This is a genomic window from Pseudomonas sp. SWRI154, from assembly GCF_014268645.1.
Taxonomy (GTDB): Bacteria; Pseudomonadota; Gammaproteobacteria; order Pseudomonadales; family Pseudomonadaceae; genus Aquipseudomonas; species Aquipseudomonas marvdashtae.
Genome location: NZ_JABWQW010000023.1, coordinates 1 through 24,121 on the forward strand (window position 1 = coordinate 1; position 24,121 = coordinate 24,121).

Annotated in this window: 16 protein-coding genes and 1 pseudogene; 9 read left to right on the forward strand and 8 right to left on the reverse strand. The window is 57.0% G+C overall.

Annotated features, from left to right (window positions below; all coding sequences use genetic code 11):
• Both HU806_RS26900 and HU806_RS19150 read right to left on the reverse strand, forming a co-directional pair.
• A pseudogene (locus HU806_RS26900) lies at positions 1-137 on the reverse strand (DUF6124 family protein); the annotation flags it as partial.
• A 544-nt stretch (positions 138-681) separates the two neighbouring features.
• Positions 682-1,104: a hypothetical protein gene (locus HU806_RS19150; RefSeq protein ID WP_186613321.1), complete on the reverse strand. Its 423-nt coding sequence runs from the start codon at positions 1,102-1,104 to the stop codon at positions 682-684.
• 263 nt (positions 1,105-1,367) lie between these two features.
• On the opposite strand from HU806_RS19150, the gene HU806_RS19155 reads away from it, so the two are divergent.
• A complete protein-coding gene (locus HU806_RS19155; RefSeq protein ID WP_186613323.1) occupies positions 1,368-1,643 on the forward strand; it encodes a hypothetical protein in 276 nt (91 codons plus the stop codon).
• A 230-nt stretch (positions 1,644-1,873) separates the two neighbouring features.
• Here the strand turns inward: HU806_RS19155 and HU806_RS19160 are convergent, their stop codons facing one another.
• The gene (locus tag HU806_RS19160; RefSeq protein WP_186613325.1) at positions 1,874-2,854 is read right to left on the reverse strand and encodes a peptide ABC transporter ATP-binding protein; all 981 of its coding nucleotides are present in this window, start codon (positions 2,852-2,854) and stop codon (positions 1,874-1,876) included.
• A gap of 471 nt (positions 2,855-3,325) precedes the next feature.
• Between HU806_RS19160 and HU806_RS19165 the strand changes: the two genes are divergently transcribed.
• The 8 genes from HU806_RS19165 to HU806_RS19200 are packed head-to-tail and all read left to right on the forward strand — an operon-like array spanning position 3,326 to position 19,444.
• A complete protein-coding gene (locus tag HU806_RS19165; RefSeq protein ID WP_186613327.1) occupies positions 3,326-4,351 on the forward strand; it encodes an ABC transporter ATP-binding protein in 1,026 nt (341 codons plus the stop codon).
• Positions 4,348-5,139 (forward strand): ABC transporter permease, encoded by a 792-nt coding sequence (locus HU806_RS19170; RefSeq protein WP_186613329.1) that lies wholly within the window; start codon positions 4,348-4,350, stop codon positions 5,137-5,139. Before HU806_RS19165 ends, HU806_RS19170 begins: the two co-directional genes overlap by 4 nt.
• Positions 5,139-5,921: an ABC-2 family transporter protein gene (locus HU806_RS19175; protein ID WP_186613331.1), complete on the forward strand. Its 783-nt coding sequence runs from the start codon at positions 5,139-5,141 to the stop codon at positions 5,919-5,921. The genes HU806_RS19170 and HU806_RS19175 overlap by 1 nt, the downstream gene beginning before the upstream one ends.
• 41 nt (positions 5,922-5,962) lie before the next feature.
• Positions 5,963-12,073, forward strand: coding sequence for a non-ribosomal peptide synthetase (locus HU806_RS19180; protein ID WP_186613333.1), 6,111 nt, complete (start codon positions 5,963-5,965; stop codon positions 12,071-12,073).
• Complete coding sequence (gene sbnA / locus HU806_RS19185; RefSeq protein ID WP_238350203.1) at positions 12,030-14,795, forward strand: 2,3-diaminopropionate biosynthesis protein SbnA; 2,766 nt, start codon at positions 12,030-12,032, stop codon at positions 14,793-14,795. The genes HU806_RS19180 and sbnA overlap by 44 nt, the downstream gene beginning before the upstream one ends.
• 3 nt (positions 14,796-14,798) lie before the next feature.
• Positions 14,799-16,085 (forward strand): condensation domain-containing protein, encoded by a 1,287-nt coding sequence (locus tag HU806_RS19190; protein WP_186613337.1) that lies wholly within the window; start codon positions 14,799-14,801, stop codon positions 16,083-16,085.
• A gap of 8 nt (positions 16,086-16,093) precedes the next feature.
• Entirely contained in the window at positions 16,094-17,143 is a 1,050-nt protein-coding gene (gene sbnB / locus HU806_RS19195) for a 2,3-diaminopropionate biosynthesis protein SbnB (RefSeq protein ID WP_186613339.1), read from the forward strand.
• A 60-nt stretch (positions 17,144-17,203) separates the two neighbouring features.
• The gene (locus tag HU806_RS19200; RefSeq protein WP_186613341.1) at positions 17,204-19,444 is read left to right on the forward strand and encodes a PhpK family radical SAM P-methyltransferase; all 2,241 of its coding nucleotides are present in this window, start codon (positions 17,204-17,206) and stop codon (positions 19,442-19,444) included.
• Between the two features lie 54 nt (positions 19,445-19,498).
• On the opposite strand, the gene HU806_RS19205 is transcribed toward HU806_RS19200, so the two are convergent.
• From HU806_RS19205 to HU806_RS19225, 5 genes are all read right to left on the reverse strand, one after another.
• Entirely contained in the window at positions 19,499-19,939 is a 441-nt protein-coding gene (locus tag HU806_RS19205; protein ID WP_186613343.1) for a DUF2087 domain-containing protein, read from the reverse strand.
• Positions 19,940-20,185: 246 nt separating this feature from the next.
• A complete protein-coding gene (locus HU806_RS19210; RefSeq protein ID WP_186613345.1) occupies positions 20,186-21,166 on the reverse strand; it encodes a peptide ABC transporter ATP-binding protein in 981 nt (326 codons plus the stop codon).
• Entirely contained in the window at positions 21,166-22,134 is a 969-nt protein-coding gene (locus HU806_RS19215) for an ABC transporter ATP-binding protein (RefSeq protein ID WP_186613346.1), read from the reverse strand. The genes HU806_RS19210 and HU806_RS19215 overlap by 1 nt, the downstream gene beginning before the upstream one ends.
• 10 nt (positions 22,135-22,144) lie before the next feature.
• Positions 22,145-23,056 (reverse strand): ABC transporter permease subunit, encoded by a 912-nt coding sequence (locus HU806_RS19220; protein ID WP_186613348.1) that lies wholly within the window; start codon positions 23,054-23,056, stop codon positions 22,145-22,147.
• A gap of 10 nt (positions 23,057-23,066) precedes the next feature.
• Complete coding sequence (locus HU806_RS19225; protein ID WP_186613350.1) at positions 23,067-24,077, reverse strand: ABC transporter permease subunit; 1,011 nt, start codon at positions 24,075-24,077, stop codon at positions 23,067-23,069.
• Positions 24,078-24,121: the final 44 nt, after the last annotated feature.

Genomic DNA, 24,121 nt, shown 5'->3' on the forward strand with positions numbered 1-24,121 from the left:
TTCTTGGGCTTGGCCTGTTCCGGCTTCAAATAATAATCGAGCGCCCGCTCAGTGGCTTCGTGGAATTTTTCCGGGTCGAGGCTTGAGTAGGCAGCGGTGGGATCTGATTCTGGTGGGTTGGGTGTGGCTTTGAACATGATGACGCTCCTAGGGGTAATGGAGCCGCCAGACGTCGCTGCTAAACGAAGAGGGTGGCGACTGTACGCGGGTTAGCAGACCGGACCCCTAGAGCCGGCAGACCCGAAGGTCTCCCACGCACAACCGCCATTACATGGCAGGCATCAAGGCCTGCTCAATAATGTGGAGCACTGTGCGTCTAGGGATTCAGGCTGCTAAACCCGACCGCTGATTTTCAGCGACCCGGTAACCATAAAGTCCCGCCCCAAAGCGCACAAGCGGGCGGATTCTGGCTTAGTTGTAGGCAAAGGCGCAAGGCGATGTAGCCCTGGGACTAACGCTCGGTGTTACTGGGTATTTGTCTGTAAGACTCAGGGGCACGGGGGCGCCAGTGTTATGCGAACCAAACCTGTGGGAATCGCGCCTGCTCGTGATAGCAGAGGGGCCAGTCGAGCAGGCCTGGACGCATCCAGCAACTCTGTCGATTTCTAAAGAATGACTCGATACAAAAGTCCGCCACGATTGTGGCGGACCAAGGACGTTCGAGAGCAAACGACGTGTCGGTTATCCTTGAATCCAGTATTCGCCAGAGGCACCCGCACTGTCGTAGTTCAACCGCTCGTTGTTCGCGGCGCTCACCGAACTGGGTACGAATCTAAGCGTCAGGTAGCCTACGTTGTCTGTGAGATCGCCGTCGTTGATACGCAGAATCAAAGGCTCTCCCGCCTTCAAGTGAAAGCAGACTCCGTACCCTTCAATTGTGCTACCCGATTGTCTGACGAGCTGTCCCAGGATCCCTGAAGGAAAAGGACAGGTTGGATCCGCCCCGATGGGGTTGTAATTACCCGCATTACTGTTGGTTCCAGTTGCTTGGCACACTCGTCCACGATCATTGTTGTTGAAGCACCAGGTGCCCTCTGCATACAGGGCCCCGTCCTCCTTGACTGTCCCAAGATGCTGCCAATCTTTATCTGCATATACATCCATTTGTTAACTCTCCTTTTCCGAAAGGGCGGATACCGCTGTGAGTCGGTGCCCGGAAGCTCTCGCTTGTACTATCGATCACATTCGCCACTTTGGCGAATTTGCGAAATAACCGATCGAGATAATGCTTATTCGATATCAATCTTTCTTTCACGGGTGATTCTGCCAATGCACTTAAGTCCAATCTGGTGAACCGGCCTGTTCAGAACTAGATTTTCTCGAGCGCCGTCGGACCCCGGCTTTATCCGGAGCAGAAGGAAATGGCTATGAATAAGCTGCTACGCATGTTGTTTTTGCTGAAGGTGTTGGTGATGTTGTCCCTCGGTTCCACCGCTGCGTGGGCTGAGTGCGACGAGCATGAAAAACACGCGTCGAGTGGCTCGGTGGTTCAGGGCGAGTTGATGCTTGCCGCGACCACCACAGAGGAGCCAGGCGATCAGGATAATGATGACTCGACCATAGACGATCCGGACACCGACGACGGTGGCGATAGCGGTGATGGTGGTGAGGGCGATGCCGACGAAGGCGATAGCCAGACGTAGATTCCTGACCTGAAGAAAACCCCTCCAGGCCTAACTGAGACTTAGTCGGGGCTGGAGGGGTTTTTCATGGGGAGGCGTGAGCCAAAGTCAGCGTTGCCCGTGGCGAGGGAGCTTGCTCCCGCTGGCCTGCGCAGCAGGCCCAAAAAGAGGATCCGCTTCGCGGCCCAGCGGGAGCAAGCTCCCTCGCCACAAGGGCTTTTCTGCCTTAAGTGCTTTGCTGCCTTTTAGCTTTACGCCGCACCGTCGAGGAACCGCTCGGCGTAGTGACACGCCACCAACCGGTTATCGAGCGGGCGAAGCGCCGGTTCTTCAGTTTTGCAACGCTCGGTCGCGTACGGGCAGCGCTTGTGGAAGGCGCAGCCGGACGGCGGGTTGAGCGGGTTGGGCAGTTCGCCGACGATCTTGATCTTCGGCTTGTTCGGGTCCGGGTGGATGGTTGGGGTGGCCGACAGCAGCGCCTGGGTGTACGGGTGCAATGGGCGGCTGTAGATGTTTTCGTTGGGGCCCATTTCCACCGGGCGGCCGAGGTACATCACCATCACGTCATCGGCGACATGCTGCACCACCGCCAGGTTGTGGGAAATGAACACGTAGGCGGTGTTGAATTCCTGCTGCAGGTCCATGAACAGGTTCAGCACCTGGGCCTGGATCGACACGTCCAGCGCCGAGGTCGGTTCGTCCGCCACCAGCACCTTGGGTTGCAGCATCATGGCGCGGGCCAAGGCGATGCGCTGGCGCTGGCCGCCGGAGAACATGTGCGGGTAGCGCTGGTAATGCTCGGGGCGCAAGCCCACCTGCTTCATCATCGCCTGGACTTTCTCCCGCCGCTCGGTGGCCGACAGGTTGGTGTTGATCAGCAATGGCTCGGCCAGTTGATCACCGATTTTCTGCCGTGGGTTGAGGGACGCATAAGGGCTTTGGAAGACCATCTGCACGTCTTTGCGCAGTTGCTTGCGCTCGGCCTTGTTGGCCCCGGCCACTTCCTGGCCGGCGATTTTCAAGGAGCCGGAGGACGGCTCTTCGATCAGCGTCAAGGCCCGGGCGAGGGTGGATTTGCCGCAACCGGATTCACCGACCACGGCCAGGGTCTTGCCGGCCTCCAGTTCGAACGACACGCCGTTGAGGGCGCGCACGGTCGCATGGCCCTTGAACATGCCACGGGACACTTCGTAATGACGGGTCAGGTCACGGGCGGTAAGTACGACGGCCATCACGCCACCTCCTGGTTCAACGGGTAGAAGCAGCGGGTGAGTCACCGGCAAAAGAACTCCCTTCAATCTCGACGGATTGCAACCGAAGCTGCGAGGATTTAGCAACGGGCCGAAGACATTTGTAGGTTTTTTCTGTAACGCATTTCTCCGTCACTCGTAGCTCCATTCTTTTTTCGAATGAGCAGACGTTTTGCTCTCGACGTTGAAGCCACAAGCGATTAGTTTTAAGCCGTCGGCAAACATCGACAAAAGGAAAAGGCGCGAGTTAGGGGGGGGTTATTTCTGTCGGGTCTGATTGATTAAGCCATTATCGTGTAGAACTTTAATTTCGCGTCGGTAAGCGCGACGATTAATTAAATGGTTGATATTTTGTAATTATGTTTCTTGACGGTATGAATTGTTGCGTAATGTTTCTCGGCGTCGAAACGATAAGCGCAATGGATAGCTCATTTTTTCAAGGTCTCAGTCACGATGGATAGCATCACTGTAAGAAACTTGTCCAAGACGTATCGAATAAAAGAGCGCTCGGAAAGGGCGTACGGTTGGCTGAAAGACCTTGTATCTCCCAAAACGTCTGAAAAAACAGCAGTTGACGATATTTCCTTCACCGTCAAGCAGGGTGAGGTCGTGGGCTTTCTCGGCCCGAATGGCGCAGGTAAAACCACTACATTGAAAATGCTGTCGGGGTTGCTCTACCCGACTGCCGGACAAATATCGGTTCTGGGTCATAAACCTCAACTGCGCAGTAAGGAATTTCTCAAGTCCATCTCGCTGATCATGGGGCAGCGTCAACAGTTGATCTGGGACTTGCCGGCCATGGAAACCTTTCGGCTGAATCAGAAGATATTTGAAATTCCTGATGCACAGTTCAAAAAGACTTATGGTTATTTGGATGAGTTGCTTCAGGTGTCGAAGTTGGCCAAGGCGCCAGTGCGTACCTTATCGCTTGGCGAGAAAATGAAGTGTGAGCTGGTTGCCTCATTACTTCATGATCCCAAGGTTCTTTTTCTCGATGAGCCTACCATCGGGCTTGATGTCGGCGTGCAGAAGATAGTTCGTTCGTTTATTCGGGACTATAGTCGCGAGCGCAATGTAAGCGTACTGCTAACGTCGCATTACATGCAGGATATTGAGGCCCTATGTGAGCGAGTCGTTGTGGTTTCCGATGGCAAGATATCCTTCGATGACACCCTGGAGTCATTGCGTAAACGCATGTCGGATCACCGCATCATCACTGTGGAGTTATCCGAAAATATCGTGGCTTCGGCGCTGGGCAGGTATGGTCTGGTGCGTTCCACGGACGGCTTTGTGCATGAAATGCTGGTCCCGGCTGCCGAGGTCGTGGCCGTTTGTTCGCGGGTTCTCGCCGAGCAGCCGGTCATCGACATTTCCATTGGTGATCCGCCGATCGAAGAGGCGCTGTTGAAGCTATTCGTGACCTCCCAGTCCGATACCCGGAAAAAGGTCCCGGGTGCTTCCGGGGAGCGTGTCGCATGAGCCGGTTTGCAGTGAAAGTCGCAGGGGTGGCGCGCACGGCCATTCGTCGCAAAATCGCACATCGCGCAGAGTTGTTCGTATTGGTGCTCGCGTCTTTGGTGCCGTTGTTCATGATGGTCATCTGGATGGGTATTGCAAAAGATGCCGCACTGGAAGGCTTTACACCCGTAAGGTTTGCGGCTTACTTCGCGCTAGTGTTTCTAGTTGGCGAAATTGTCTCTAGTACGGCTGCTGAGGAAGTGGAGAACGACATCCATTCGGGCGATATCGGCAATCTCCTGTTAAGGCCATTCAACATTGCCGTGTATTATTTTTTGAGCGAGCTGGCTTCGGCAATGATCAGAGTTATTCCAGTTTTTTTTCTGGTGCTCGGAGTATTCCTGTTTACTGAGGCGGGTCAATATTTACATCTGAGCTATCTACTCCCCGCACTGCTCGGGGTAATGCTTGGGTTTGCCATAAATTACTTGCTGTACTTCATTGGCGGGCTTGCGGCTTTCTGGTCCGATCAGGCAAGTACCTTTGATCTGGTCTTGACTTACATGCTTACTCTGTTTGGTGGTGTTCTCGCGCCCTTGACACTTTATCCCGCATGGATGCAGTCGATACTTGAGTGGTCACCATTCCCTTATATTATTAGTTTTCCAATACGAATCATTATGGGGGAGCTGACCGTCGAGCAACTGATCAACGGATTGCTGTTTCAGATAGTGCTGGTCGTTGCGCTCTCGTTGTTGGCTCATTTTGTCTGGGCCAAAGGTGTTAAGCGTTATTCGGTGTTTGGGTAATGAAGACATTAGGTGCGGTCAAGGCGCTTGTAACTGCAAGGTTGCAGGCGAATATGAAGGATCGTGTTCCGGTCTTTGTCAGCCTGCTGAACACTGCTTTGCTGGGATTGTCCGTTTATGTCGTGATCGAGATTTTCTTTGGAAATGTCGAGACAATTGGTGGCTGGAACAAGCAGCAGTCGATTGTGCTGTATGGGGCATTCATTTTTATTCGCTCCTTTGTACAAATGGTGGTGTTGCCTAACTGCGAGGCTGCCTCAAAGTTGATTATCAACAAGTCCATTGATACTTACTTGTCCAAGCCGGTGGATCTTCAAACTATTCTGGCTTTTGGGCAGCTACGCCTGTGGCACATCTTCGGCGCCTTGCTGGGGCTGGGATTGATGCTGGGCGGTAGTCATGCGCAGGGGCAATTGACGTTGCAGACGCTCGGCGCTTTCTTCGTGTTCTTGGTACTGGCATGTGCGCTGGTTTATTCGGTCTGGTTCAGTATCGCGAGCCTGGCGTTTTGGACCAAGAAGACCGGCAACATTTCCCACCTGCTATTCATGTTTTTGACTACCGGTCGGTTTCCGTCCGGCGCGTACCCGGAGTGGATCCAGGTCGTGATCATGACCGTAGTACCTGTCTTTTTCATCATGGAAGTGCCCGCACAATCAGCGATGGGGTTGACGACGGGGCGGTCATTGGCGGGCGCTGTTCTGGCCACCCTAGCCTTCTTGTTGTTGTCGAGATTGCTTTGGCATTGGGGGGGCAAGAAATACCTTCGAGAAGGTGCCTGACACAAGAAGCATCGAAATTTAGACCATAAACATGGAATGATATGGACAATTTTCTGGATGTATTCGCCGATCAGGTTCGGCGGGCGCCTGGCGCCATTGCAGCTTCGGATGGCTGCAACAGTCTGAGCTATCGCGATCTTGACGAAATATCCGACGGCTTCGCCCGTATGCTGAGCGCCGCATCCGTCAGGCCGGGCGATATTGTCGCTATCGGTCTGGAAAGGGGACTCGGATTTCTGATTTCGATGATTGGCCTGTTCAAGGTAGGGGCCGCTTATCTGCCTCTGGATCGTACTCTGCCGCTGGAACGGCGGGCCTACATGCTGGAGCAATGCAGTTGCCGATGGCTGATAGCGGAAGACGACGCCCAGTTACTGATCGACGGTATTGGCCTTCTGACAATGCCGGTCCGGCTCGAAGGCCTTAAGGACGGGGCGCCGTTCGAACGCTGCATACTGGCGAACGACAGTCTCGCTTATGTGATTTTCACCTCTGGCTCGACAGGGATGCCCAAGGGGGCGATGGTCCATCACGGTGGAATGCTCAATCATCTGCTGGCCAAAGTCGAAGATCTGGGCATGCACAAGGCGCCCAACGTGGCGCAAACAGCGCCACAGAGTTTCGACATTTCGGTCTGGCAATTCCTGGCACCGCTCATCTGCGGCGGGCGTACGGCAATCCTCACCCGTTCGGAGTTTCTTGACCTGAATCGTCTGGGGGCACGGATCGAGCTCGACGAAGTCGATATCCTGCAAGTGGTGCCGAGTCATCTGTTTGCCATTCTGGATGCGATTTGCGTGGATGCCCAAAACGCACGCTTCGACCGTTTGAGCTGCCTCGTCGCCACCGGCGAGGTGCTGCCCGTTTCACTTGCTCGACGTTGGTTGGCGACTAAGCCTCACGTCCCTTTGGTCAATGCCTACGGGCCGACTGAATGCAGTGACGACATCACTCACCAGGTTATTGCCCGGATGCCTGCGGCTGACCAGGCGATCCCGATCGGGCGGGCGGTACGCGGTGTTCGGCTGGTCGTACGCGATGCTGACCTGGTAGCTTTGCCCGTAGGTGAAGTCGGCGAACTCTATGTCGAAGGGGTTGCGGTGGGGCTCGGCTATATCGGTCGCCCCGACCTGACTGCCAAGGCGTTTGTCATTGTCGATGGTCACCGAGCCTACAAGACCGGCGACCTCGTCAGTTGTGATGGCGAGGGTGTCTTTCACTATCACGGTCGGGCCGATGATCAGGTCAAGGTGCGAGGTCACCGGATCGAGCTGAGTGAAGTCGAATTCGGCATCCTGCGACTGGCTTACATCAAACAGGCAGCAGTGGTACTCAACACTTCGCGCACTCGTGCCTTCCTGACGGCTTTCATCGTCGAGCAGGAGGGCACAGCAACCGATCTTGATAGGCTGCGTCTCGACCTGCACGACGTCTTGCCGGAACACATGATTCCATCCGAGTTTCGGGTTCAGTCGTCTCTTCCCCAAACGTCCAATGGCAAGATCGAGAAGAAAAAGCTCACGGCCATCGCTAATGAAACAACGGCGCCTGACACCGTACAGAGCGTTGCGACCACTGCAACTGTCGGCGCGGAGGCGCTGCTTGAGACCTGGCGTGAATTGCTGCGTAACCCGGCGTTGCGACCCGCCGACGATTTTTTCAAGCAGGGGGCTGATTCGATTCTCGCCTTGCAGTTCATTGCACGGGCGAAGGCCCACGGATATGCCTTCACACTCGGGGACATCTTCCGGCATCCAACCACGCTCGGGCTGCTCAAGATAGCCAGAACCCAAAACGCGGTGGCCGGCACCGCAGCGAGGGTGGGCGTTACACAGTTGGATCCGCAACAAGCGAAGGGCGATTCGTCATCCTTCAAGCAGATTTCGCCGGCGCAGAAGGGCATTTACGTTCAGTCGCTGCGAACCCGTCATCGCACGACTTACGTGCTGCAGTATTCGTTCCGCATGCTGCTGCCTGATGGCGGTGCCGTGCTGGAAGACGGATGGCGCAAGGCACATCAACACCATGAATTGCTGCGCAGCGCGTTCGTTCTCGCGCCGACGGGCCAACCGGTGCGTGTCGTTGTCGAAGACGCTCCACTACGATGGTCTCGGACCAGTCTTCTGCACCTTGACGACGAGCACCAGCGCAAGCATCTGGAAGACTTCCTCGTTCAGGACAAACAGACCGGTTTCGAGCTGGATCAGCCAGCGCTCTATCGGGTGCATCTGTTCCATTTGGGGGGCCACGATTATCAATTTATCCTCAGCGCTCACCATCTCGTGCTCGATGGTGCATCGATCTTTGCGCTGATGAGCGAAGTGTTCTCGGGAGCGCCGGTGGCGCAGGATGCATTTTCAACCTATATCGCCGGCCAGGAAAAATTCCACTTGCAACCGGAGGATCAGCAACTCTGGTCGGATCTCCTGGAGCCCTTCCATGTGCCGGTCTGCGTGGCTGACAAGCTTGCTGAGCCGTCCTTGAAACCGGTAGAACATCGAATCTTCAAAAAACGACTGCCCGCGACGCTTGAGCAGGGCATCGCGGGGCTGTGTGGTCGTTCCGGGGTCACGATTGCCTCTGTTGCGGCAACGGCCTGGGGAATGGCACTCAATGCAATAAACGGCGGGCAGCACCAATTATTCGGAATGATTGTCTCGGGGCGTGCCGACACCGGGGTTGGGTTGGATGATATCGGGATGTACGCCAATACCTTGCCGGTTCCCCTGGCATTGGCGGCGACGCAGAGTCCCGAGGTCAGCCTGCAGGCGGTCAGTAGGCGCATCGCCGAGCTGCTTCGCTTCGAATCGATATCGATGAACGAGGCGTTGGCCAGCACGCGTTCGCGTTTTGCCAACGGCGCTTTTGATACGGTGCTGAACGTCGAGACGTTGGCGGACTGGGCTGTGCTTGAGGCCTCCGGCGTCACGGTCGAGCTCACACAGGTGACTGACCTCACCGAGTTTGCCTTTGCCGTTGAAGTCCTTAGCGGCGCAGATGCCATCACTGTGGATTTCATCCGCGATCCTGAATATGTCTCCGAGGAGCGAGCAGAGGCACTGTGCGAGCATTTCCTGAGTGCGCTGACCTATATCTGTGAAGCACATCGCCCTCTGCAAGAGTGGCAGGGCTGGCAAGGTGTGCTCATGATCGGTGACGAAACTTCGGTTCCGAAAGATCAACCCCCGACTTCTTCGCAGCACACGTCCTTCGACACGATGGTGCTGGCTGCGGCGCGTGCGATCATCGGCAATGACACGATTGCCCTGCAGCAGAATTTCTTCTCTTCGGGCGGAGACTCGATCGGTGCGTTGCAACTCATCGCTCGTTTAAGAAGCGATGGGATGACAGTTGATCTCGATAGCATCTTTGCCAGTCGATCACTGGTCGAAATCGCCCAGGCAGTGCGGCCGCTGCACGGTACCGTCCGTGGAGAAATCCATCCGCCGACCGGTGCAACCGCACTGGTGCCTGTACAGCGCTGGTTCGCCGAACAGCAGCTAGTCAATCCTGACCATTGGTGTCTCGGCACGGCGGTCGAGATTCACCGTCCCGTCGCGGCCGATACCCTTGTCGAGATCACTCACAAGATACTGGAGCGCTATCCGATATTGAGTGCGCAGTTCAAGATCGGCGATGGATACGACCAGACTGTTCCGGCCAATCCCGTCGATGCGCGGTCGAGTTGCAGGACAGCGCAACTGGCTGCGTCGATCGATCAATCGCTGGAGCATATCCGGGCGGTGCTGGACGAGTCTCTGTCCGGTCTCGACCTCGAGCAGGGCGATCTGTTTCGCGCGGTGCTGTTTCGCACCCCGGATCCCGACACCAATCTACTGGTGCTGGTGGCGCATCATCTCGTGATCGATGCGGTGTCTCTGCGAATCCTCGTCGAGGATTATCTGCGCCTCTGTGCAGGTAGCACGGTTCCTGCGCATGTCACCCCGTTTCGCGCTTGGGCGCAGCAGCTTGCGAGTCACGGACAGGTATTCAAAAATGATGTCCTGTCGCAGACCGCATACTGGTCACGGGTCATCGAAACAATTCCCGCTGCGATACCTTTTGACCTGAACCGGCGGCCATCGGGTCGCACCGCAATGTTGTCTCGGGGGTTGAGCTACGCGGCGACCAGCGCTTTGATCCGGGAGGTACCTGCGGCTTACAACACCCATATCAATGACATTCTGATCTCCGCGCTGGTCCGGGCATTTTCCGGTTGGCGAGCGAGACCGGACATTGCTATCAACCTTGAAGGACATGGCCGCGAAAGCGTCCTGGAAGATGTCGACGTATCCCGCACGGTAGGCTGGTTCACCTCTGTGTTCCCGGTATGCCTGAATGATCCCCAAGAGGGGCTTGGAAGTTTGATTCAGGCGACCAAACGTACGCTCGCCGATATCCCGCAACGAGGTGTAGGGTATGGTCTGCTGCGTTACCTGTTCAATGAATCTCGGGTAATTCCTGCTGCCGAGCCCATGGTGCAGTTCAACTATCTCGGGCAGTGGGACAACGTGTCATTTGATGACCCGGATGTGTCGATGCCGTCCGCCCAGGTACTGAGTCTCCTCGATCAGGTGTCGGTGGACCCGCGTAACGGGCGCCAACATGCACTGGAGATCGAGGCAAGGATTTCCCAGGGTCGATTTGAAATCGACTGGTATTACGATGACGGGATCCTGTCCCCGCAGGAGGCCGAGGATCTTGCAACGCGCTACGTCGATGCATTGGCGCAAATCATCGAGCATTGCACGTCGGGCGCCGTGGTGCGTGTGCCCGGCGACTATCCGGATGTCGATCTGACTGACGATGAGTTACAGTCGCTGATTGCAGGCGCTGGTGCCATACCGGCGGATATCTATCAGTTGTCACCGACACAGGAGGGAATCCTGTTCCAGCACCTGATGAGCGATGACGACACCTATACCCTGCAGTACGTCATGGACATTAATGGTGACGTCGACATCAATGTGCTGGATGCGGCGTGGCAGGTGCTGGCCGAGCGTCATCCGATCCTGCGCACGGGTTTTTTCTGGGATGCGGTGGCGGGACCGGTGCAATATGTGCTGCAGAAGGCAACTTGCAGTTGGCAGATCATCGCGGGTAACGGTGATCCGGCGCAATATGAACGCCTGATGCATGATGATCGTTCATGGATCTTTGATCTTGCGACACCTGCTTTGACTCGCTTCACGTTGCTGTCCGATGGTTTGCAGGCGCACAAATTGATTTGGACCTACCATCACATCCTTCTGGATGGCTGGTGTGTGGCCAAGGTCATCAAAGAGCTGTTTGCCATCTACGACCAGATGATCCACGGTGTGCAACCCGATGCGGTTTTCGGTCCCGTCTATCGTGATTACATCGAGTGGCTGGCCAGCCAACAGGCGCGGGAAAATCGTCCGTTCTGGCGACATTATCTAGCGGACGCCAGGCCCAGTCTGTTTACCAGTCCGGTTGCCTATCAGCCGTCCTCGCGTGCAGATCACAACGTCTACCGGTTTACCCTCGGACGTGACCTTTCGGGTTGCATCGAGCGATTCTGCGCCGGGCTGGGTGTGACCGTTGCGGTTCTCTTCCAGCGTATCTGGGCACAGATCCTGGCAGAGAACACCCAGAGTCTCACCCCCATATTCGGCTGGGCTATTTCGGGACGGCCTGTAGATCTTGAGGGTTCGCAAGACATCATCGGGCTGATCAGTTCAATCGTCCCTTGCAAAGTTGATATACAGGCGCCGTTGTCTGCCGAGGTCCTTCGGCAGTTGCAGCGCAGCAGTGCAGTCCTGCAGGACGAAGGGCATGTCTCGATGAGTCATTTCCGGGATGCCGCCGGTCTTGGCATGGAGGAATTATTCAATACTGTTCTGGTGGTCGAGAACTTCGAGCTTCAGGACAACTTGCCGGTTGGTGATCACTACCGGCTCAGTAATCTGCGATGGATCGAGAAGTCGGGGTTTCCTTTGGTTCTCGGTCTGGTTCCGATAGATGATTTTCTGATCGAACTCAATTTCAACTCTGAAAAGTTCTGCGTTGCACAAATGGCCGATCTTAAACAAAGGATTGTTTTTTATTCGCGTCGATTATCTTCTCTTGGAAATGGATACCTTGAGCATGATGCAAATTTACAATGCGAATCTGTACCACAAACTGGATAACTTTATTGGCAATGTGCCGGTCTACCTGAAGATAGAAGGGTTGAATCCGGCCGGGTCGATAAAGCTCAAGACTGCAATATCGCTGATCGAAGAAAGTGAGCGTCTGGGCTTACTTTCGCCCGGACGAAAAGTAATCGAGTCCAGCTCGGGGAACCTCGGTGTTGCGTTATCGATGATTTGTGCGCAGCGCGGTTATCCGTTTACCTGCATAACCGATCCCAACGTCAATCAGGTCAGTGTCAACCTGATGAAGGCTTACGGCGCCGAAGTCATTGTCTGTGACACCCGCGACCGAAATGGCGGTTTTCTCGGGGCGCGCATTGCGCTGATTCAGGAAATGATCCGCCAGGACCCGAGGTATTTCTGGACCAACCAGTACGCCAACCCGGCTAACCCACTGGCGCACTACAACAGGACCGCGCCGGAGATTTTGCAGCAACACCCCAACTGCAAATGGTTGTTTGTCGGTGCCGGTACCACTGGGACGCTTATCGGCTGCGCGCGATATCTGCGCGAAAAAGCGCCAGAGGTAAAACTGATTGCCGTCGATACCGTGGGTTCGATCAACTTTCAGGAGGTGCCCAAGAAGAGGCTTATTCCCGGTTTGGGAACGAGTCGGCGCCCGGAAATTCTCGAACGGGATCTAGTCGAGCATATCGAGTTCGTTGATGAGGTCGAGACGATCCGCATGTGTCGCAGTGTTGCGCTGGACTACGGCCTGCTGCTCGGGGGGTCCACGGGGACCGTACTGGTTGCGGTCAAACGTCTTAGGAAACAGATTCCGGCGGGCGACGAAGTTGTCGTAATAAGTCCCGATATGGGTGAGCGGTACCTGGAAACGATCTACTCGGATAAGTGGTGTGACGCCAATTTTGGGCACCCGGATGTAGCCGCGCGTGAAGGCGAATTAAGTCTTGGCGGTGCATTGGCTGATGGTTTCCCGGAGCGGAAGGAACCCGGCTTGTCGCTTCAGTTTCCCCCGGACGCCATTAAGCAAACACCGACATTTCTCGATCAGTGGGATCGCGTCAGTCAAGATTCAAAGGATGCACCTGCGATAGAAGATGCCGGTGTTTTATATACCTATGCCGAAGTGGACGCAGACAGTCAGCGGATCGCTGCCTATCTGACCCACAGCTCGATTGGCTCAGGCGCTATAGTTGCCATTGGTTGTCCGCGCGGCAAGGATCTGCTGGTAGCCTTGCTGGGTGTCATGAAGAGTGGCGCAGCCTTTGTCCTCATGGATCTGGACGCTGCCCCAGCCCGCTTGTCCATACAATTGGACGCTGCCAATGCGAAGCTGGTTTTGGTCCCCGATGGGTTCATCGTTGGTAACAATCCTGCCCTGGTCGCTGAGAAGGTCGTGACCCTCGGTCAGGTCCGGGATACGGCGCAGTCTCTGCACTTCGAACAACCGCGGATAGCACCACAAGACCTGGCGTACATCATTTTCACTTCGGGCTCTACTGGGCAACCGAAAGGGGTGATGGTTTCACACCGGGGCATCCCTAACCTTGCGCATCATGCGCTGACGTATGGCATTACGCAGGGCAGTCGGGTGCTGATGTTTTCCCCGGTCTGTTTCGACGCGATCATTGCCGAAATCACCATGACCTTATTTGCTGGCGGCTGTCTGGTTGCGGTGGCTGACCACGAGCTGCGAGATTTCGACAATCTGCAAAACCTGCTGTGCAATCGTCGGATCGATGTCGCCACGTTACCACCGTCACTGGTGTCGTTGCTGCCGTCCGAGTTACCGATCAGCCTGAGTACATTGATCGTGGCCGGCGAGAGGTGTAACAAGGAGGTCATCGTCAACTGGGCGAGTAAGACCCGTTTGATCAATGCCTATGGGCCTTCTGAGGCGACAGTCGCCACAACGGTGAAGTTGTGCACTCCCGATACCTCTCCAGCGGATATTGGCCAAGCGATCTCCAACGTCACGGTGCGCATCCTCGACGAAGCGCTGGAGGACGTTCCGGATGGCGAACTCGGTGAGATCTACATCAGCGGAGTGAGTGTTGCCTTGGGCTATCTGGGCAATCCGGACCTGAGCGATGCACGGTTTATCCGTGGCTTGGCCGGCGACGACAGCCTGAGCTTTCGAACCGGGGATTTCGCCAGACGCGATGTAAACGCAGACATCCTGTTCGAGGGACGCAAGGACGATCTGGTCAAAATCAACGGAAACCGTGTCGAGCTGGCAGAGGTCGAGGCCTGTGCCATGGCTTCGCGGCTAATTAGAAGCTGCCACGCTTGTTGCGTCGATGCCGGCACTTTAGGCGTGAGGATCTCGCTTTTTGTGACGCCGTCTGACAAGGCTGACGGTGGGCGGCTTGAGCCTGAGCTGAGGGCCCGCATCAGCGCCGAGTTGCCCGCTTATTTCATGCCAGCGCGGATCGTCGTTCTGGATGAACTGCCGCGCAATCCGGCGGGTAAAGTCGATCGGGCAGCGTTGATCGCGCAGTTGGGCGACCTGGTGGAGGAGGGCGGGACCCCGGAGGCAATGACCCCTCAGGAAGAAACCCTGGCGCTGATCTGGGCACAGATTCTCGGGCGTCCGATTGAAGACCGTGAGGCGAATTTCTTTGCGTTGGGGGGGAACTCTCTCTTGGCGATGCGTCTCGTCGCGCTGATGAAACGCAGTGGTATTCAAATCAATCTCAAGCGCGTGTTTGGCGCTCCGACACTGGCAAAAATGGCCTGTTTGATGGAGGGGTAGGTAATGGCGGGCAAAGGACTGAACCCATATCAACGCTATTATTGGAGCGCGTCCAGCGCCTACGACCTCGCAGAAACGGCCTGCGTGAGCATTGGTTTTGTACTGGACGGGCCATTGAACATTGCGCAGTTCAGCCGAGCGGTGGACGCGGTGGTCAATCGTCACGAACAACTGCGGTCCCACTTCTATGAAACGGAAGAAGGCCCTCGACGTTTTCCCGCAACCGAGGTAACTGACGTACTGAGCGTCGATGGCGAACCGTTCGAGTTGTCCAGGCTGGAAGACTGTATCGAGCACTTGTGCCGACGGCCGCTCGATCTGAAGGTGGATATACCCTTCAGGGCCTATCTGAAAAAACTCGGGCATGATCGTTGTCTGTTTGCACTGATCATTCACCACATCGTTGTCGACTCTTGGTCGCTGGAGGTCATCCTCGACGATCTGGCGACCGCCTACAACGGTTTGATATCCGCCGCGCCGGAACCGTTGCTGGAGCCGCTCACTTTCGATCATGAAACGCTGGCAACGCCGTTGGAGAAGGATGAGTATCAGCGTCAGGCGCTGTTCTGGCGACAATATCTCAAGGACGCGAAGATCCCGCTGATTCCGGGTTTGCTCATCGGCGAGAGCGCGCAAGCCAAGTCGACCTTCGATGTAATGACCCCCGGTGTAGAGATTCATGGGGCCATCAACCGACTTTGTAATACGTTGGATGTAACGCCTTTTGTGGTTTACACCGCGGCGGCGTCTATCGCTCTCGCACATTTTTGCGCGACGGACGATTTTTTGATCCAGACCAATGTGACGCCGCGATGGACGGAAGGCACGCAGACTGTCGTCGCCTACTTGTCGGCGCGCATTCCATTGCGAATACGCGTTGACTCGAAATTGTCGTTGCAGGCTCACATTCTCAATGTCGCCGACTCACTCTACGAAACCTTCGACAGCGTCGGTCTTTCTATCGGTGAAATCATGGCCGAATCCGAAATCAGACAAAGCCTGCCTATTCATATCGGTGCCGAAAGCCCGTTCGAAAGCTGGGATCTTGACGGTGTCGCTGTCTCCCAGGTCCAGCTACCCGACTATCAACCGTGGCCGCTATTTTTGTGGGTACCTGTCACGACTGATCATTGCTTTATCAAGCTGCAGTACCAGGCCGACAGAATCTCGCCTGGAAACATGCTGAAACTAAAACATCTGCTGAACGAAACGTTAGATCAATTCAGTCTCCTGGAGGCCGAAGGAAGCGCTCGTGACACAGCGGTTTTACAACACGATGCCATTCAATGAGACCTTCCATGAAAGACTCCCAACACCTGTCGTCCCATGCATTGACCGTCGTTTCCGGCGCGCAGATCGCCAATCTGATGCCTTCGTTGCGCGAGGACATTCTGCGTCTGGTCGAAGAAACCTACTTGCAGCACGATGCCGGCCTGACCAATAACCCCGACAGTTATTTCCTGAGGTTCGAAGAGCGTCAATCGGATCGGATCATTGCTTTGCCGGCTGCCATTGCCAACGACACGCCCATTTCTGGCATCAAGTGGATTGCCAGTTATCCGAAGAACATTGAGCAAAATCTACAGCGTGCCTCGGCCGTCCTGTTGCTCAACGATTATGAAACGGGTTACCCGGTCGCATGCCTTGAAGCCTCGCAAATCAGTGCGGCCAGAACCGCGGCGTCTGCAGTACTTGCTGCAAGGGCACTGGTGGCGGATCCGAAGGAGGCGGTGAAAATTACATTTGTCGGCGCCGGGGTGATTTCCCGCGCAATCTTTGATTTTTTCATGGCCGATGGCTGGAGGTTCGGTCAGGTAAATGTCTGTGATTTGGACGCGGGGTCAGCCGCTGAGCTTCGTCATCACATAGAGGCCGGGACAGGCCAGGAAGCGCGTTTCGTCGAGAACTGGAAGTCTGCTATCAGCGCTGCCGATATCGTTGTTTTTGCCACCAGCGCAGGCACGCCTTATGTATCGGGAGACGATGTCTTTGCGCCCGGACAGATCATTCTGAATGTCTCGCTGCGCGATATCAGCCCGGACATCATCTGGCATGCGTTCAACGTATTTGACGACGTGGAACATTGCATGAAAGCCAATACTTCCCCCCATCTGGCGGAACAGAAGTACGGCGATCGCTCATTTGTGCACGGCACGCTCGCGCAAGTCCTGAAGAACCCGAGCTTGATCAACCGTTCGCGTCCGCTGATTTTCTCGCCATTTGGGTTGGGTGTCCTGGATCTTGTGGTGGGCCAACTGTTCGTCGACAAATGTATGGAGGCTGGGGCCTATACCCACATCGCGGACTTCATTCCCGACACGCGACGTTGGGCCACGTCCCACGGCTGAACCCACCAAGTAGTAGAAACGCGAGTATTTGCTCGTTCCATTCCAGGGAGGAATGACCCGATGCCCATTAAAAAATGCATGATTATCGGCTTCAATGATTTCTCGTTTGACGACTACTGTCAGATGCTCGATCAACTTGCACCTGAAGCGGCAGCGAAACGGGATCTGCGCTTGGCGTTTGTCAATTATGAGGGCTCGAGGTTTCATGCATTGGGCGTGCTGAACAGGACGCGTGAATTGCAGGGGCTAGCCGACCTGGACCTGAACAATGCCGACTTTCTATGGCCGGTTATGATGGTGTTGGGTACCTATCTCGAAAAGCACGGCATTGCCTTTGACTACGTCAACCTTTTTCAGAAAGAGAAGGACGTTCTGGCGCAAAAACTGGCATCCGGGACAATCAACGCGGTGGTCATCACCACGACCCTCTATGTGATGCCCCATCCGGTGCAGGAGATTGTGGACTTCGTGCGTTCCTTTGCCCCTGAGGTGCAGATCATCATCGGCGGGCCCTATATCGGTGGTCTGTTCAAGGCCCACGATCGCGAGCTGCTCGGTGACTACTTGAGTGTTCTTGGCGGTGATATCTATATCAACAGCAATGAAGGTGAGGACACACTTCGCCAGGTACTGGAGGCGCTCAATCAGAACCGTTCAGTCATCGGCTTGAGCCGCACGGCGGTATGGGACGGTGATACGTGGGTGTTCGGTGCGGATGAGCCGGAATATAACGAGCTGAAGGAAAATTTCGTCAATTACAAGTTGTTCGAACCGCGCGGCATCGGACGTTTTTTGTCCACGCGTACAGCCAAGTCGTGCCCTTACTCCTGTGCATTCTGCGGTTTTCCCCAACGGGCCGGTAAGTACCGCTACTTGTCCACCAGCGATGTAGAACGCGAACTGGACGCGGTGAAGGCAATCGGCACTGTGGATACGCTGACGTTCCTGGATGACACATTCAATGTGCCCAAGCAGCGCTTCCGAGAAATCATGCAGATGATGATCGACAACCAGTACAACTTTAAGTGGAACTCCTTCTATCGCTCTGACCAGGGCGACCCGGAAACCATCGAGCTGATGGCGCGCGCAGGGTGCGAAGGCGTTTTTCTGGGGATCGAGTCTGCCTCCGACAAGATGCTTGCATTGATGCGCAAGACGTCACGACGCAAGAACTATGAACAGGCCATCAGTGCATTCCGCTCGGTGGGCATTGCGACACACGCCTCGTTCATCATTGGCTTTCCAGGGGAAACCATCGACACGGTGCAAGAGAGCCTGGACTTCATCGAAACCTTTCGGCCGGACACCTTCCGTGCGCAGGTGTGGTACTGCGACCCGCTGACACCCATCTGGAATGATCGGGAGAAGTACGGCATCACCGGGTCGGGCTTCGACTGGGCGCACGACACGATGGACAGCGAACTGGCTGCATCCATTACCGAGCGGTTTTTTCTTACCGCTCAAAACTCCATGTGGTTGCCACAGTTCGGCTTTGAGCAATGGAGTCTGTTTTATCTGCATCGCCAGGGAATGGAGCAGAGTAATATCCTCGGGTATCTGGACGGCTTCAATGCGGCAGTCAAGCATCAGCTGTTGCATGGCGATGAGGTTGAGTTGCCTGCCTCAATCGTCGACCGCTTCAGGTTCAGTGCCCATTTGCCGGCGCAAATTCCTGCCGTGCCGCAGTCCAGGTTATCAATGGAATCGGCGACGCACTTCAAGGCAGCCGAAGCACGCCTGTGGGCCGCGGCCGCGTGGCTGGATCCGAAGAATATCGGGGCAACGCCGGTGCACACGGGAGAGCAGACGCAAACAGCGCTGAGCTGGCCCGAGGGTATCGTCAATGGCAGCGATCCGGAAGTCGGCTGGATCGTGGTCTTTTTGAAGTACGCTTCGAGCATTCTTCAGAGCAGTCGATTTGTTTGGCAACACGTCGTCAAGGACGGCTCCCGACTGATTGCGATCGATGATGTCGACCGTTGCAGCGAGGCTGCGCTGTATGACCGCGTCGCGACGTTACTTGCCCAGACCCCGCTACTCGGCAGTCACGACAACTATCTGCTGTCGCGCAATTCACGGTTGGGGGCTTGCGGCATCGTTTTATGTCAGCCGGTCCTTCGCGTGTTCGCCAATGATGTTGTCGCTCCTTCGTCTGACAGCGGGCTTTACATGCACCTGCTGCTGCCCGGTAGCGGGCAGGGACGGGTGCTGAGCAATTTTGTCCGATGGGCTCCCGAGCTTCACACAGCGGATGCGCAGAGTTCGCTTGCCGAGCAGGCCGTGTTTGTCAGAGTGCAATAGGTGCGATCCGGGGAGGAGAACGCCAGGAGTTCCCCTCACTGATCCTTGACACACTTAGCGGGGGGAGCCTTGCAACGCAGCTCTCTTGCGTTCTTCGCGGGCGTGGGCAGCCGCTAGCAGCTGTTCGGCTATGCGCATTTCCAGACGCTCCTCACCGAGCCGGATGAACAATGGATGGCCGGCAATGGTCGCGTCGAGTTCATAACCGCGTCCTTCGGGTTCTCGCATCCAGTAGTTGCCATCAATCAGCGTACGCCGCAGCTCCACCACATCGCTTCGCAGCATGGGGGCGTATTGGGTTTTCCATTGATCGAGCCGCGCGGTGGCTTCACGTTCGCTATAGCGTTCGCCGGGCTTGAGCGCGCAGCTGATGTACAAAAGTATTACCGCCAGCTCCTGGCGATTCAGCCGGCCCAGGGTCAAGCCGTTCTTCTTGCTCAAGCGCGTCAGTGTCTCGACGAAGTGCTCAAAGTCTGTTGGAAGTTCCTTGTTCAATGTCCTGCTCCTTTGGATATTCATGGTTCGCGCAGTTTAGCGGTGAAGCACGGCACGAGTGAGCCGGTATGGCGGTTGTCATGCAATGTTGTATGGGCGTTCCCGAAAAAAGAAAACCCCTCCAGCCCAAACTGATACTCAGTCGGGGCTGGCGGGGTTTTTTATGCAGGGTGCGTTACCCAAGACGAAGATTCACCCCTCGCCACAAGGGCTTTTCTGCCTTAAGTGCTTTGCTGCCTTTTAGCCTTACGCCGCGCCGTCGAGGAACCGCTCGGCGTAGTGACACGCCACCAACCGGTTATCAAGCGGGCGCAAGGCCGGTTCCTCAGTCTTGCAACGCTCGGTCGCGTACGGGCAGCGCTTGTGGAAGGCGCAGCCGGACGGCGGGTTGAGCGGGTTGGGCAGTTCGCCGACGATCTTGATCTTCGGCTTGTTCGGGTCCGGGTGGATGGTTGGGGTGGCCGACAGCAGCGCCTGGGTGTACGGGTGCAATGGGCGGCTGTAGATGTTTTCGTTGGGGCCCATTTCCACCGGGCGGCCGAGGTACATCACCATCACGTCATCGGCGACATGCTGCACCACCGCCAGGTTGTGGGAAATGAACACGTAGGCGGTGTTGAATTCCTGCTGCAGGTCCATGAACAGGTTCAGCACCTGGGCCTGGATCGACACGTCCAGCGCCGAGGTCGGTTCGTCCGCCACCAGCACCTTGGGTTGCAGCATCATGGCGCGGGCCAGGGCGATGCGCTGGCGCTGGCCGCCGGAGAACATGTGCGGGTAGCGCTGGTAATGCTCGGGGCGCAAGCCCACCTGCTTCATCATCGCCTGGACTTTATCGCGCCGTTCGGTGGCCGACAGGTTGGTGTTGATGAGCAGCGGCTCGGCCAGTTGATCACCGATTTTCTGCCGCGGGTTAAGGGACGCGTACGGGCTTTGGAACACCATCTGCACGTCTTTGCGCAGTTGCTTGCGTTCGGCCTTGTTGGCGCCGGCCACTTCCTGGCCGGCGATTTTCAAGGAGCCGGAAGACGGCTCTTCGATCAGCGTCAGGGCGCGGGCAAGGGTGGATTTGCCGCAACCGGATTCACCGACCACGGCCAGGGTCTTGCCGGCTTCGAGTTCGAACGACACACCGTTGAGGGCGCGCACGGTCGCATGGCCCTTGAACATGCCACGGGACACTTCGTAATGACGGGTCAGGTCACGGGCGGTAAGTACGACGGCCATCACGCCACCTCCTGGTTCAACGGGTAGAAGCAGCGGGCGAGGCTGTTGGATTTCGGGTCGAGGGCTGGGCGCTCCTGGCGGCAGTTATCGCGCACGTACGGGCAGCGCGGCGACAGCAGGCAGCCCTGCGGACGGTCGTAGCGACCGGGCACGATGCCCGGCAACGTCGCCAGGCGCTCGGCGCCCATGCTGTGCTCCGGAATCGCCGCCAGCAGCGCTTCGCTGTACGGGTGAGCCGGAATGTCGAACAGCTCCGGCACCTGGCCCACTTCCACGGCTTGGCCGGCATACATCACGCACACGCGCTGGGCGGTTTCGGCCACGACGGCGAGGTCGTGGGTGATCAGCACCAAACCCATGTCCTGCTCTTTTTGCAGGGCAAGCAGCAGGTCCATGATCTGCGCCTGGATGGTTACGTCCAAAGCGGTGGTCGGCTCGTCGGCGATCAGCAGTTTTGGCTCGCCGGCAATCGCCATGGCTATCGCCACGCGCTGGCTCATGCCGCCAGACAGTTGATGCGGGTAGGCGTCCATGCGGCTGGAGGCGCCGGGGATCTCGACTTTTTCCAGCAGCTCGATGGCGCGCTTGCGGGCGGTCTTGCCGGACATCTTCAGGTGCAGGCGCAACACTTCTTCGATCTGGAAACCCACGGTGTAGCTGGGGTTGAGGGCGGTCATCGGGTCCTGGAAGACCATCGCCAGGTCTTTGCCGACGATCTGCCGGCGCTGGCGGTTGCTCAGCTTGAGCATGTTCTTGCCGTCGAAGTTCAGCGCATCGGCGGTGACGATGCCGGGGTGCTCGATCAGGCCCATCAGCGCCATCATGGTCACGGATTTACCCGAGCCCGATTCGCCGACGATGGCCAAAACTTCGCCCTTTTCCACGCTCAAGTCGAGGCCGTCGACCACCGGCACGGCGGTGGCGTCGCCGAAGCGGACGTTGAGATTCTTGATTTCTAGCAGTGACATGGGAATCTCCTCAGGCGGCATTCTTGAGTTTCGGGTCCAGCGCATCGCGCAGCCCGTCGCCCATCAGGTTGATTGCCAGCACGCTGAGCAAAATGGTCAAGCCAGGCAGGCTCACGACCCACCAGGCGCGTTCGATGTAGTCGCGGGCCGAGGCCAGCATGGTGCCCCACTCGGGGGTTGGCGGTTGCACGCCGAGGCCGAGGAAACCCAGGGCGGCGGCGTCGAGGATCGCCGAGGAAAAGCTCAGCGTCGCCTGGACGATCAACGGTGCCATGCAGTTGGGCAGCACGGTGATGAACATCAGGCGCGGCAGGCCGGCACCGGCCAGGCGGGCAGCGGTCACGTAGTCGCGGTTCAGCTCGCCCATCACGGCGGCGCGGGTCAGGCGCACATAGGACGGCAGCGAGACGATGGCGATGGCGATCACGGTGTTGATCAGGCCTGGGCCGAGGATGGCGACGATCGCCACGGCCAGCAGCAGCGAGGGCAGGGCGAGCATGATGTCCATCAGGCGCATGATGGTCGGGCCGAGGATGCGCGGGAAGAACCCGGCGAACAGCCCCAGCAGGATGCCCGGGATCAGCGACATCACCACCGACGACAAGCCGATCAGCAGCGACAGCCGCGAACCCTGGATCAGGCGCGACAGCAGGTCCCGGCCCAGTTCGTCGGTGCCCAGCAGGAATTGCATTTGCCCGCCTTCGAGCCACGCCGGCGGCGTCAGCAGGAAGTCACGGTATTGCTCGCTCGGATCGTGAGGCGCGACCCACGGCGCGAAGAGTGCGCAGAACACGATCAGGATCATGAACAGCAGCCCGGCCACGGCGCCCTTGTTGCGGGAAAACGCCTGCCAGAATTCTTTGTACGGGGATGGGTACAGCAGGCTTTGATCGACTGCTACCGCGGTAGTTGGAGTACTCATGGTCTTGATCTCAGCGCTGGTGACGGATGCGTGGGTTGGCAAAGCCGTAGAGGATGTCCACGACGAAGTTGACCAGAATCACCAGGCAGGCGATTAACAGGATGCCGTTCTGCACCACGGGATAGTCCCGGGCGCCGATGGCTTCGATCAGCCACTTGCCGATGCCCGGCCAGGAGAAGATCGTTTCGGTCAGGACCGCACCGGCCAGCAGCGTGCCGACTTGCAGGCCGACCACCGTCAGCACCGGGATCAGCGCGTTGCGCAGGCCATGCACGAACACCACGCGCGACGGCGACAGGCCCTTGGCCTTGGCGGTGCGGATGTAGTCTTCGCGCAGCACTTCGAGCATCGAGGAACGAGTCATGCGGGCGATCACCGCCAGCGGAATGGTCCCCAGCACGATGGCCGGCAGGATCAGGTGATGCAGGGCATCGAGGAACGCGCCCGGTTCATCGGCGAGCAGCGTGTCGATCAGCATGAAGCCGGTTTTCGGCTCGATGTCGTAGAGCAGGTCGATCCGCCCCGACACCGGTGTCCAGCCCAGGGACACCGAGAAGAACATGATCAGGATCAGGCCCCACCAGAAGATCGGCATCGAATACCCCGCCAGGGAGATGCCCATCACTCCATGGTCGAACAGGGATCCTCGCTTGAGTGCCGCGATCACCCCGGCCAGCAGGCCCAGGATGCCGGCGAACAACAGCGCGGCCAAGGACAACTCCAAGGTCGCGGGAAACAGGGAGCTGAACTCGGTCCATACGCTTTCACGGGTGCGCAGCGATTCGCCGAGATCGCCGTGGGCCAGTTTGCCGATGTAGTCCAGGTATTGGGCATACAGCGGTTTGTTGAGGCCAAGGCGTTCCATTGCCTGTGCGTGCATTTCGGGATCGACCCGACGTTCGCCCATCATCACTTCCACGGGGTCGCCGGGGATCATGCGAATCAACGCGAAGGTCAGCAAGGTGATGCCGAAGAACGTGGGGATCAATAACCCCAGTCGGCGGGCAATAAAACTAAACATCTTCAGGTGTACCTCATCAGCCGGTTAGGCGTGCCCGGCAATCC